An 11902-nucleotide genomic window follows, 5' to 3' on the forward strand; every position below is an offset into this window, starting at 1 on the left:
ATCAGAGATTCTCGTGGCAGAAGCTGAGATATTCCATGACTGCCGCGACAGGGTGATGCGCGGGCAATTTGGCCTTGAGGCGCGTCCACAACGCGTGGCCCGCGCTCGATCCGGCGGCGAGTTCGCGAGCGAACAGCACGAGTTCACCCAGCCTGAACAATGAATCCGTGCTGAACTGCGGCCGGCCTTTTGCATCGCGCGAGAGAATGTCGGCGAAAGCGGCGAGCGGTTCTTCCACCTCGTCCCGCCACCTGCTGGGCTGCTCTGCCAACGGTGCTTCCAGGCATTGCGCCGCGCGGCTGCGAAAGGACTCCTGCACGCGCACAAACAGATTCAGATGCTGCTGCATCCCAATCACAATGTTGCGTTCACGCATGGCGTGAATTGCGGCGGCGGGGTCGTCGTCGACAATGCCCGGGTCGCCCGGCACGAATTCGTCCGCGTCACGGTCGAGCGGCAGTCTCTCCTTGAGGTAATGCAGCATCCAGTCTTCCGCGGTGGACAGCACATAGCGCTCGCGCTGCTCGAACAGCGCGGCCGCATGCCGGAACGGCAGGTAGTAGATGCGTTCGGGCGCGCCGCGGCGGGCGAACTTCAGGTTGCGCGAGCCAATGATTCGGCCAATCAGTTGCGACTGATCGAGCGGATTCGAGCGTCCATGCGTGAAATGAAGCGGCAAGCCGCCCCAGCTAACTTCGTAGTCCGCCAGTTGCGCTAGTTCGAGCGGCTCGGCGCGTACATCGAATGCCATCAACTCCGAATTCGGCATTTCGACGAGCTCAATGCTCTGCACAAACTCGGGGTAATCGGGCTGGTCCTGATAATCATCCTCGGACTCGGGCATCTCGTCCTGCGTGTTGGACGGCAGATCACGATAACGGTCGATCTGCTCCGCGCTCAGGCCATTGCAAATCGTGCCGAACAACTTGTCGACCGAACCGCGATGGACACGCGCTACGCCCATTTCGTGATTGGCACCGCACCATGCCTTGCGGGTGAAGTTGGCGCTGCCCAGATAGACGAGCGCTTCGTTGCCGCGCGATAGCACCAACACCTTGGCGTGGAGCTTACGCGAGATCGCGAGCGCGGCGAGGTCGGCTGGTTGATTGGCCTGCGTGATGCGCTCACGCTCGCGCTCGGTGAGAGTTTCGGGGATCAGAAACAATCGCGTGCGCGGCAGCGCGCGAAAGTGATCCCGGCAAAGATGCTGGGCGACCGGCGCATCTGTCACGACGTCGAGCGCGTTGAGAGAAGGGAAAGTCCGCTTCAGATCCTGTGCGAACACCGCGCCCTGCGCGCTGCGGTCGAAGAACGGCGACACGGCAATCGCGCGCTCCGGCGACGCGTCGCCGAATGCATTACGCCACGCGCGAGCGAGCGCTTCCAGGCCGGTGGCCGCCTCGTAGCCTTGATGGATCAGCACGGCACTTTCCTGGTCTTCCGAAGTGCCCCAGCGCTCCAGCCGTTGTCGGATCGACTCTATCGCCGTAGCCAGTGGCCTCGAATCGAACGACGCGTAGCCGCGCGCCAGCACCTCGACGAACTCGCGCAGTATGGCGAGGTCCGCCTTTTCACCTTTCCCGCTGTCGCTCCACGTGAAGGTGTCGAATACCTCGCGATTGGCGAAGAGCCCTGTGCGCGTCAGATTCATCGAGCCCAGCACCAGATGCACCTGACGCTGCGTGACCACCAAATAGGCTTTCGCGTGATGGCAGGTCCACGGCTGCGCGCGCACCGGCAGCAATTCCATGAAATGCGGCAACTGGTTGTGCTCGCGCGTCTTGCGCGCGTCGTAGATCATCACCGGCACAATGCGCAGCAGATCGGCGATGTCCGACGTGCGCGCCTCGGGCGCCGCGCTCAGCGAGCGCCGCAGAGCGAGGTTCAGCACCTGCTGGTCGTCGAACTCGTAGCTGAGTACCACCACGTGTTGCAACGCGTTATCGCGTTCGTTGCATGACTCGAATACGCTCGTGAAATAGTCGCGTAGCGATTCAACGTGCTCCGTCATTGCATGGCCTCCGTCTGCGGGAACGCCCAGTCGTGCCAACTGCGGCACTTTTCAAAGTGCCATTGGCGGCGATAAAGATATTGAAGGCCGTCAAGTCGGGCAGCCGCGCCGTCTGATGCGTTGTCGAAGATCACCAGGGCTGCTTTGAGCATGTCGAGATTCACGCGACCGGTCACCAGCAGTTCGTCGTGGTTCACGATCGGCGAGGTGCCCTTCGCCGTCTGATGATCGATGTGGTGATCGACCACGCAGCGGGTCAACGCTACGAAGTTACCGGCTGCTTGTGCGATGCTGGCGAACAGGCGGCGCGAGTCGTGGAAGGCGGGCGCGGCGAAGTAGGCGGCGGCCAGTGCCGTCACGGCCGCCGCAAAGGTATCCGCGCCCTGCGGCAGAACATTCCGGAACGTGTCGCCATATTCGAGCGACGCGATGTGCAGATCGAGTACGAATTGCGTGGCCGCCGCGAGCCGCTCGAAGCGGGCCATCGCCGTCAGTTCGGCGGCAAGGCCGTCGTACTGCTGGCGTGCGTCCGTCCAGAACGTCTGATAAGCCGAGGAGTTGGCAAAGCCTGCCTGCAACGTTTGCCATTCTGGCGGCGCACGCCACAATGGTTCAACGCGCGGATTTTTCTTGCACCAGTTGCCGATGAGCTGGCGCCAGATCTCGCTTTCCCCACGCGAAGCCGGCGCGTCGAGGCCGTAGCACTCGCCCGCGCGCTCGAAATCCCGTTGCGAGACAACGTGATTGTCCTGCCAGTTTGCTAGCGCGTCACGAAACCGCCCCGCCCGGTTGCGCGACGAGAACGCATCTGCGAGATCACGGCCCAGCGGACTGAGTGTGCGTCCATCGGCCTCGACGAGCCCCCAGCGCAGTGCGGCACTGCTATAGTGACCGAGCGTGCCGTAAGAAAGACGTTGGTAAATCGGATGACGCGTGGGGATGCCGTCCAGGCGGACCTGCTCGCAAAGCAGACGTTGGTATTTAGTCACATTGATGACCGACGAATTGACCGACGCGTTAGCGATGCCCCAATAGATTTCGAGCGCGCGGAATCTTTGCGAAAGTTGCTGCACCTTAAAAGTCTCGTCGGCAAGCTTGTCGAGAATGCCACACAGCGAACTCAAGTAGGCGGGGCGAACCGTCAAAACCGTGAACTGCGGAAACAACATGTCCTGCAAGGCGCCAGCTGGCCGACGAAATCCCAATGGGTCGATTGCCTTGTCAGCACTTTCAAGTACCACGTACTCAGTGAATCGCATTCCTTACGCACCCCTAGACTTTGTTCTTTTCGCATTCCCTTGCAGCATGGCCGGCCTGCCTGATCTCCTCGAACGCGACGCCCGGAAACACGGCAAGATCAACACCCGCCTCGCCACCGATGGCAGATCACGGCGATTCGTTATCAACCACACGAAACAACGGCAGGCACGCCGTTACTGACAATCAACTCGGCAATTTTCCATTCATAGCATGTTGTCCCTAGTCCAGCAGGGCAGCGCAACTGAGTCACGCCCTTATCGGTGACGATGCTGCAGTGCAGTGCCAGAGGCGTCATCTGCCCAGATTTCGAGTAGTTAGTCGCGATCAACTCATACCGACTGAAATGCCAAGCGCTGATGTCGATGCGCTCAATTCCAGGGCCATGCAAAGCGTCCGTGTCAAAGCGGGCAAAGGGTGGTGCGTCGAGCGCGCCTTTATTGCGGAAGTCGATGGACTGGATGGCCTGCCCATCAGCGCCGATCACGCGCAGCGCGAGATCCATGTCGTCCAGGCTGTCGTCCCACTCGAGGTAGACGGAGCCCACGCTGCCTGGGCCAATTGGGGGCACGATTGTGCCGGCGACCGGCTGGGGTGCCAAAGAGCTTAGCGCGCGCGGGAGGCGCAGGCCGGGGAAGAGGGCATCCCGGATGGCATTACTTAGGGCCTGGTTTGCGACTTCTCGCAACGGCGTTGCGTTGCCGATGAACCGGGCGCGGGATTGCAACTCGGCAGGTAGCGCGGCACTCAGCGCCGGCTCGTCTGCCGGCCCGTGATTGACGACGTGAACTACCGCGTTGGGGCAGCTACGAGCGTAGTCAGCGGCCGCTTGGGCAAAGTTCGAGGCGTTGGCGTTGAGGTAATGCTTGCACTCGAGCACGTAGGTCGTCTGTGCATTGGCCGATTGCGAGAGATTCGCCTGCAGTACGCGGAAGTCGGGCTGTATGCCCTTCTTGCGCTTGGAGCTTCCCCCCACCAAAGCGGAACGCAATTCTGCCCAGATATCGAACTGCTTGTTGTCCCAGTTGAACGTAGCCAGACGGCTACCGCCGAATTCGAAGGAGAGCACACCGTCGATGGGATGAAAATGCATCTCGGGCGCCACGCGTTCGACCACCTTTAGCATCCGCGTGCCAACCCAAACGGAATACAGCTCGTGCCGGCGGCGCCAAGCCGGTAGGTTCAGCACGTCGAGTAGTTCATGGATGGTGTGTTCCACCCAGACTTCGGCCCATTCGATGGGACTGAGCGCTTCGGTCAACTTCTCGAATACGTCCTCGGGATGGAGTTGCCCCGAAACCGTCCGCCTTGAGATCTCTTGCGCCCCTAACAGCACGCCGACATCCCAATAATCGGTCGCAGCGAGCAATTGTCCACGCAACACCTGTACATCTGGGTCGGTATAGGGCAAAGCAATGGCAGCATCGCCCACTTGTTTCCGAGTCGTACCGTGGCGCCGCCAGAGCGCTCTGAAATCGGACACCAGCCGAGCTAGGCATGTCAACTGTTCGTCGATCCCTGTGTGACCGGTGGAAGTTATCGCGGAGACGGGAGGAAAGTCTGGAGGCGGGCTCTCCGGGAAGGCCATAACGAAGCTGCGTAGAACTTTTGAAAGCGGCCACATCAGATTGTCGTTTGGCAGCTCTGGCCGCCTTTCCAACACGCGCTGCGTGCGATGTACTGCTTCCCTGAACTGCTCAAGCGTGCTCTTGATTGGGTCGGTGACGTCGTCGAACTTGAATTCGACGCTCAGTTGGTGCGATGCGTGACGTGCCTCGGCTGTGATCAAGACATCCAGGATGTCTTGCATCATCAGGGCGAATCCGCCTTGGCTCTTCAGCACTTCGATCAGTAACTGCTCGGTGCTTATCGTGGCGTCGGACAAGGCGGCGTCCGAAATCAGCCAAGCGTCCAATGACAGAGCTGTATCCGGCACCGCCAACGCCGACCTTAATGCGTCTTCGACGTCGGCATCCCTGCCTGGGCGCCCACCCTTTAGTCGAAGTTCCAGCCCAGCACTGGAGCACAGATGGCGCCACAGTTCCACCGGCGAAGTAATGATCGTCATCCACACCCTCCCCTGGTGCCGCATGGTTTGAAGTGTAATTCGATTAGCAAAGCATACAGGTCTAATCTGTCGTCCTTGGCAGACGTCCGACCTGATGCAGTTTTCGCGCTAGGGGGCGCGGGCGTCGAGCGGATAAATTCGCGAACTTCGCCCCCCACTCATTGCCGACCTAAACCCACACGTACAGTAACGATTTGTGATGTCGGTTCAAGCCTCGGCGAGAATGTGCGCAGCGAGTTCCACGCGTTCCGATTGGATCAGTTGAAAGAAGCCCCGCTCAACATCCACGACGCGGAGACTAGGGAGGTAGGTATCCCGGATGCAAGCCAGCCGAGTGCACCACGCTTCATAGGCTTCCGAATTCCCTTTTGTCACGGGGATTGTGGTAGTCGACTGGCGGACGGCAGCCAGAACCGTTGTTGAACGAACACCATGGATTTGCATGATCTGCCGATCGAGCGTCGCCGACATGTCAGGGTCGAGAAACATCCGTACCTTGCTGACGAAGGAGACGCCCGAGAATTGCGGCAATTCGAGACGCGCAATGTCCACAAGCGCAGGCTGCAGGGTGGACGAGAACAACCTAGAAGCGGCCACCAGCTGCTCCTCGGTTACGGAAGAGCGGAAACGTGAGACTCGTACCTCAGCCAATCCCCCCATCTGGGCAAATCCCCAGTAGAGAATATTCGACAAGCCGTCCTTCACCCCATTTTCGCTGAGCAGATCTTTTCGAATTCGCGCCTCAACTTGGTCCATTGTCAATCCCGTGACCGGCGCATTCGACGCGAAATCGAAGTGCGCCGGCGGGAACGCGTAATGGGAAACAGCAGCGCGTAAGCAATCGACTTGAGACGGAGTGAGCGGCATGACTTTGCGATCGAAAGGTTCGACAACAGTCCAACTGGCGATTTTGCCGCAGAATTCGTAGCGCAGCTACCCATCCCACACTCACGAGGTACATAAAGCTGCTGCAAGTCATCCAGATCATCATCCTCGATGCTCCACTTGCCGCCGCCACAAACCGGTACCTCAGGCGCTCTGCGGGCGCAATGCGACCAGCGATATCCACCGCGTGAGGTTGTAGGCCGCCATCATCAGGGTCAGCAGTTGGTCCACTTTCTCGCGACCACGAACTATGATCTGTCGCCGCGGGCCTATCATCTTGCCCCAGCCGAAGCACTGCTCAATGCATTTCCGCTTGCGCTGGCTCAGCGCGTGGCCCGGGTGCCGAGAGTGCGTTTATCGATCGCGCTGCCGCCGCTGCGTTTCGCGTTCCGCGCCACATACGGCGTCACGTTCGCGTCCCGGCTTGCCTTGATGAACCCGCGCGTGTCGTAACCCTTGTCGGCACCGACTGTGATGCGTCGACCTGGTAGCGCAACGTCCTGCAACATCTCGGCGGCAACGTCGCGTTCAGTTCGGACGTTCGCCTCGCTGGTCCGTACATTGACCACCAGACCGTGCCGACTGTCGGTCAGCACATGCCCGAGATAGCTCGTCGGCGCTGGCGCCACGTTGCGCTTTCGGTACGGGGGGCTGTCACCGTCGCTCTTCGATTCATGCGTTTCGTTGCTGCGCGGCTGATCGGCGCAGCAGTCGGTTTCACTGTCCATCGTGAAGCGTGGTGTAGCCGATACCATAGCGATGCGGATGGCGGTTAGCCTGCCGGACGCTCACACGCGGCTGATACCGTTGGACCATCTCCACGATCTGGTCGGCCTCAGTGCATTGACATCCGACGGTGATGCGCACTAGCGCAGTTTCCGCGATCCGCACCAACCCGTTAACCGCAGTCGGTACGCCTTCCGACGGGGCTCGCTGATCTTTCGCGACGATGCGAAACTCGTGCTCGTAGTTCCACACGTCGGACTTGGTGAGAAGCGCCTTGACCATCGCCTCGTTTCCGTCCTCAGGTAGAGTGCTCCTCGGCAGGACCCGGCGGTATGAGACCTTGAATGCACTCACGAAGGGCTCCGCGCGTGCATCGAACTGGAGGCACACGCCCGTATGGTTCTCTGCGTAGTGCGACCACATCAGCAAGTTGTCATCGCTTGGTGTCAGGCAATAGACGCGATACTCGGCGTCAATCTGCTCGGCCAGACCATGCGAGCATTGCGTCACCATCTCTTTCAGCAGCCCCGGTCTCGTTCGCATTTCTTCTGCATCGCCCGGTTGCGGCGAGTTTGCTCGTGCTAAGAACCACGCGATGTGTTCGTCCCGGACGGAGGGCCGGTCGAGTGTGTCAAGATCGAACCACGGCCGGCAGTCCCATGGGTCGTTAAATCGCGACGGAGATGGCATGTAAATTACCCGGTCGCGCAGGGTCTGCTCCAGATACCCCGGCCAGTCGCCCGAAAAGCGCTGGTAGTGGTGCAAATATCGGACACCGTTCTGTGCTGCAGTCGTGACTGGCATTTTCAGGCTCGACGAGTGACCACCTGCTAGTTTAACCAGGTGATGGGGGGCTTGTGGATGGTCGGCGGCGCCAACGGTATATCTGCTCGTGAAGGTACGTAAATTCCATTGGCGTCCGGCTCCGCCGTTACGTTATCGAGCTAGCACGGGGAAATCCCCGCCAGCCCACCACCACTCGTTGATGCTCGTGCGCCGACACAACAGCAAAGCCCGCCCACACCTTGAATCGGGCTGACGCGCTTCCGTTTACACAATCAAGGGGTAACGTCCCGTCATGGCAACGTTATCCGCCGGTGACGAAGCGGTACTGCAAGGAAACCTACACGTTATGGGACGCATTGGTCGGAATGGCTTCAGTCGACCCACCCGTATCGTTCGAATCGGAATTTTGACGCTCCTCCAACACCTGTGCTTCCTTGCGCAACTTCGACAACATGCTCTTGAGCGGATTGGCCTTGAACTCGAGACCAGTCTTTTTCGACAGGAAATCGGCGATGTCCGCGTACGTCACGCCCTCATCGAGCATCTCGTCGATGACAGCCAGGAGGTCACGCAGTACGCCGATCTTGGTCGGCTTACGAGTCGGTTGCAATTGACGCAAACCGGTTTTCAACGATTCAATGTCGATTGCACCGCCGAACCGCGTCTTGCTACGGGCGAACCCGTTTCCCATATCCATGTTTTAACCTCGTAGAATTTTAATTTGCACTTTGCATGCAGCAACGCCGGACGCAGCCCGATGATCGCCAGACCGCCAATAAATCTGGCGTACGTCACGAGAGCCTAAGTTGTGCAAGGTGCTCGGAAAGCCTTGCTGCATCGGGAGAGGAACCAATTCCGATATCGTGCTCAACAGCCCGCGCGCGCCAGATCAGGGCGATCTTTTCGCCCCGACCAGCTTCGATGGCATGCGTCGGCGTCACTCCTTCTTACGCTTGCGACCGGTACCCTTCGGTTGCGGCAAGCGACCCGTGCCGAACAGCTTGCACTTTTCCGTCGGCTTCGCGTACACGAGTTGCTCTTCCTTCGCGAGGTAGGCGAGGCGTTTGAGCAGCCGCTCGCGCTTGTCGACGTCGTAGTAGTCGGTCGGGCCGAGCACGTAGTCGGGATACCGGTTACGGTTGCAGTTGTGCGCGTATCCGCGGCCCTTCGTGATCACATCGCGCCAGTAGTCGCATATCTGCTGCGCGAGCCACTCGTGCTGCTTCACCTTCGAGCCATCGAAGAACAATGCGCAGTGCAAGTGGTAGCCACCGACACGCGAGTATTCGATGCGCCACACGTGCCCAACCATATGCTCGAACAACGACGGTTTGCCACGCATGTTCGCAAACAGCCGGTCACGGTCACGCATCACCTCTTTGATATCGACACGTGCCAAGGCGTCACCAACCGTTTCCTCGTTGTTACCAGACCGGTACGCAGCGGCATCCTTCGCCGAAGCATCTTCTGCCTGTTTGAAGATCTTGTTCACCTCGGCCGGATCGATGATTGCAGCGTGGTGGTAAAAGTCCACCCGCACCGTCACGATCCGCGCGCAGTTGTCGAACAAAGCGTTCACGTACTGTTTCAAGCGCGCGAGGTTGGTTTCCGATCGGCGATCCCAGTCGTCCAGTTTCTTTCTCGTGCCCTGCCGGTCCGCTTCTTCTCGGTACGCGAGTCGAAACCCTTCCATCACTTCGCCCTCGAGACGGTCCGCGTCGAAATGCTGCCACGGGTTGACGCATGCGCAGTAGCTGACCGGATGTACACGGTAAAGCTGCAGAAGCGTCTCGATGTGGGGCGGGTACGTCAACGTACTCGAATAGATAGACGCAACGTTGCGCAGTGCCACGATGTAGTCGGCCAACTTCGATGCCTTCTTCATCCGCTTCCTGCCACCTTCGTAACGGACCGTGAACGCCGGCCTGTCATCCTTCAGCATCATTCGCGCGAGGGTGTCAAGCATCGGCAACGCGTCGTGCGAACTGGGCAACAACACGGTCGTGCCGTCCTTGATACGCATCGTGTTCAGGCGTCGATCCAGTCGCGTTGCGTCGCTGATGTCGGACTCGCAACCGTCACCGGCCACGTTGTCGCCGATATGTTTTTTACCGTCGCCGTTGGTCGGTATGCGCTCAACGCGAGCACCATCATCGTCATTAAGACGATCATCATCTTCGTTTTCGATAGAGTTATACATTCGCTATCCTTGGTTAATTATTAATACCTCTATATCTCATTAATAACCAGAACACCGCGATCGCAGAATGGGCCGCTACGATGGAACAAAAGTTGTATGCGCATCCGTCATTACGGAAGATCCCGCACTGAAGCGCGCATACAGAAACGTTCCGCTGCAACCGGGTCTCAAGCATGCGGCATAACGTCCGCAGGCAAGGCTGCGGACACGATAGTCAGCTCCGGAAACGGATTAGCGGGTACTGCTCCGGCGACAGCTCTACCCACGTCTTGTTGCCCAACTTGGCGTAGCGGGCGTAGCCTTTGTTGCAAAGGAAGTCGAACGCTCGTTTAGCCTGGCTCGCGCTCAAGCCGATATTCGGCGCGGTATCCACCAGCCCGCGCAGTTCGAACTCGCGCTGACGCGTATTCTTAACGAGTGCGGTCAGCCGGAGATGCAGCGTTTGTGCGTGCAGCTCGGCAGCGGGCACCTTCGGCTTGGGTATGAAACGGTGCTTGTAGTGCTCCGTGCCCCACCGCACCATCTGCGCCGCGCGCTCCATGGTTTCGCCGCTCACATCACCCGGCAGAGCCTCGAGCACGTGCATTCCGACCGCAAGCTTTGTCGCGCGCTCCATCTGGCGCAGACCATGCTCCGGCAGTTCCGCGAGGTCACCGCCCGAGATGCTGCGGCGCTGGTACTCATTATGCAAAGCTGCCGCGCAGCGTTTCGCCTGCGGCGTGCTGCGGATCACATGTCGCGTCATCATGCCGTACCGGGCCCGGATGATCGCCTCACCCAAGAAACCCGTGACCTGTTCACGCCACACATCGAGCTTCGGCGGGACCGGCAGATTGTCCACGTCCATGAAGCGCGGTGCGCTTGCGGGAACCTGAACCATCAAACCACGGGGAGCGAGGCCACTCTGGCGGAAGAGCCGGCCGTGACGCGCATCGAAGGCAGCCGTCACTTCGGGTTGTACCGAAACCAGGATGCTCCCGCGCGAGCCGATAATCGTCTGCGAGCCGGTCGTTCTGCGCGAGCGCACCTGCGCGTGGCCGTCGATCATGTGGATGTATGCCGGCACGCTGCGACGGAACCACGATGCCGTCAACACCTGGCCTTCATCGTCGGACACGCCGAGCGAGCGACACTGCATGAACTGATCCGCGATGCTTTCAGGCGTCAGATCCGTCAGCAGTTTCGTCGCGTAGATCGGCCCGCTGCTGTTGGGTTTCTTGCCAGTCACGTTGATCGGTAAGCCCCACGACGGCGCGGCAGCCTCGTATTGACGCGCTGCCGTTGCATCGTTCATCTCGCACGCCAGTTGGCAATCGATGAACGGCTGCTCCAATGCTTCGCGCAACACGGTCTTGCCCGAGCCGGAAACAGCGTTGATATAGACGAAACTGTTGATCGGCACGATGCCGCCGTGAGGCATCTCGCCGTCGAACAGCGGTTGCGCGCACAGCAAAGTGTAGTGCCAGATCAACGCGCCGCTGATCGCGGGATGCCCACCGCTGTGAATCAGGCCGTCCGCCGTGTTGCGCATCTTCGGCGGAAGGACGTCAAGCGGGAAGTCGGACAGTTGTTCGTTGTTATTGGAGAGGTCCCAATCCATGTTAGACGCCCTCGATCAGCGCGCGAACCGCATCAGCTTTCCAGTACAACCGGCGATTCACGGCCTTCTTCGGGACCACCGAGAAGTAGCAGCCGTCGCTCGAGTAAGCTTTGCGCAGCGTCTGCGGACGCAGACCGAGGAGCTCGGCCGCCTCCTCCGTGGTGAGGTACTCGCGACCCGTGTAGGCGCTCGGACGCGGGGAGAAATCCCCCGGGCGGTGGCTTTGCAAGCCGACCGTATTGATGGCACTCGTCATTACTTTCTCCATATTGCGGATAAGGATCGCGCCGTATAGAGATGAGTCCCACCCAAGACCGGTAGACCTCGACTCCGTAACAAGCGCGGAGTGAAGTCTTCCGGCAACGCAAA

Annotated in this window: 9 protein-coding genes and 1 pseudogene; all 10 read right to left on the minus strand. The window is 59.7% G+C overall.

The window, feature by feature from the left end; all coding sequences use genetic code 11:
• Position 1: 1 nt before the first annotated feature.
• The 10 genes and pseudogenes from HWY45_RS14060 to HWY45_RS14105 all read right to left on the minus strand — a co-directional run bounded on the left by HWY45_RS14060 (position 2) and on the right by HWY45_RS14105 (position 11789).
• The gene (locus tag HWY45_RS14060; RefSeq protein WP_059882000.1) at positions 2 to 2011 is read right to left on the minus strand and encodes a phospholipase D-like domain-containing protein; all 2010 of its coding nucleotides are present in this window, start codon (positions 2009 to 2011) and stop codon (positions 2 to 4) included.
• Positions 2008 to 3270, minus strand: a complete 1263-nt coding sequence (locus HWY45_RS14065) for a hypothetical protein (RefSeq protein ID WP_150998978.1) — start codon at positions 3268 to 3270, stop codon at positions 2008 to 2010. Before HWY45_RS14065 ends, HWY45_RS14060 begins: the two co-directional genes overlap by 4 nt.
• 143 nt (positions 3271 to 3413) lie before the next feature.
• The gene (locus HWY45_RS14070) at positions 3414 to 5336 is read right to left on the minus strand and encodes a hypothetical protein (RefSeq protein ID WP_150998981.1); all 1923 of its coding nucleotides are present in this window, start codon (positions 5334 to 5336) and stop codon (positions 3414 to 3416) included.
• Between the two features lie 207 nt (positions 5337 to 5543).
• Positions 5544 to 6203 carry a hypothetical protein gene (locus tag HWY45_RS14075; protein WP_059882007.1) on the minus strand — a complete coding sequence of 220 codons (660 nt, stop codon included), beginning with the start codon at positions 6201 to 6203 and terminating at the stop codon, positions 5544 to 5546.
• A 162-nt stretch (positions 6204 to 6365) separates the two neighbouring features.
• Positions 6366 to 6913 (minus strand): annotated as a pseudogene (locus HWY45_RS14080) (transposase); the annotation flags it as partial.
• Between the two features lie 25 nt (positions 6914 to 6938).
• Complete coding sequence (locus HWY45_RS14085; RefSeq protein ID WP_150998984.1) at positions 6939 to 7751, minus strand: DUF2971 domain-containing protein; 813 nt, start codon at positions 7749 to 7751, stop codon at positions 6939 to 6941.
• Positions 7752 to 8070: 319 nt separating this feature from the next.
• Positions 8071 to 8430 (minus strand): hypothetical protein, encoded by a 360-nt coding sequence (locus HWY45_RS14090; protein WP_059882011.1) that lies wholly within the window; start codon positions 8428 to 8430, stop codon positions 8071 to 8073.
• A 240-nt stretch (positions 8431 to 8670) separates the two neighbouring features.
• Positions 8671 to 9933: a YagK/YfjJ domain-containing protein gene (locus HWY45_RS14095; RefSeq protein WP_081069769.1), complete on the minus strand. Its 1263-nt coding sequence runs from the start codon at positions 9931 to 9933 to the stop codon at positions 8671 to 8673.
• Positions 9934 to 10147: 214 nt separating this feature from the next.
• Positions 10148 to 11533, minus strand: coding sequence for a DUF3987 domain-containing protein (locus HWY45_RS14100; protein WP_059882015.1), 1386 nt, complete (start codon positions 11531 to 11533; stop codon positions 10148 to 10150).
• A gap of 1 nt (position 11534) precedes the next feature.
• Positions 11535 to 11789 carry a helix-turn-helix domain-containing protein gene (locus tag HWY45_RS14105; protein ID WP_230950991.1) on the minus strand — a complete coding sequence of 85 codons (255 nt, stop codon included), beginning with the start codon at positions 11787 to 11789 and terminating at the stop codon, positions 11535 to 11537.
• Positions 11790 to 11902 lie beyond the last annotated feature (113 nt).

Source organism: Burkholderia stagnalis, assembly GCF_902830275.1.
In the GTDB taxonomy this organism is placed as follows: Bacteria; Pseudomonadota; Gammaproteobacteria; order Burkholderiales; family Burkholderiaceae; genus Burkholderia; species Burkholderia stagnalis.

Excerpts from the sequence above, each read along its gene's own strand:
- HWY45_RS14060 (WP_059882000.1), bottom strand. The coding sequence starts at position 2,011 with ATGACGGAGCACGTTGAATCGCTACGCGACTATTTCACGAGCGTATTC.
- HWY45_RS14065 (WP_150998978.1), bottom strand. The coding sequence starts at position 3,270 with ATGCGATTCACTGAGTACGTGGTACTTGAAAGTGCTGACAAGGCAATC.
- HWY45_RS14070 (WP_150998981.1), bottom strand. The coding sequence starts at position 5,336 with ATGACGATCATTACTTCGCCGGTGGAACTGTGGCGCCATCTGTGCTCC.
- HWY45_RS14075 (WP_059882007.1), bottom strand. The coding sequence starts at position 6,203 with ATGCCGCTCACTCCGTCTCAAGTCGATTGCTTACGCGCTGCTGTTTCC.
- HWY45_RS14085 (WP_150998984.1), bottom strand. The coding sequence starts at position 7,751 with ATGCCAGTCACGACTGCAGCACAGAACGGTGTCCGATATTTGCACCAC.
- HWY45_RS14090 (WP_059882011.1), bottom strand. The coding sequence starts at position 8,430 with ATGGATATGGGAAACGGGTTCGCCCGTAGCAAGACGCGGTTCGGCGGT.
- HWY45_RS14095 (WP_081069769.1), bottom strand. The coding sequence starts at position 9,933 with ATGTATAACTCTATCGAAAACGAAGATGATGATCGTCTTAATGACGAT.
- HWY45_RS14100 (WP_059882015.1), bottom strand. The coding sequence starts at position 11,533 with ATGGATTGGGACCTCTCCAATAACAACGAACAACTGTCCGACTTCCCG.
- HWY45_RS14105 (WP_230950991.1), bottom strand. The coding sequence starts at position 11,789 with ATGACGAGTGCCATCAATACGGTCGGCTTGCAAAGCCACCGCCCGGGG.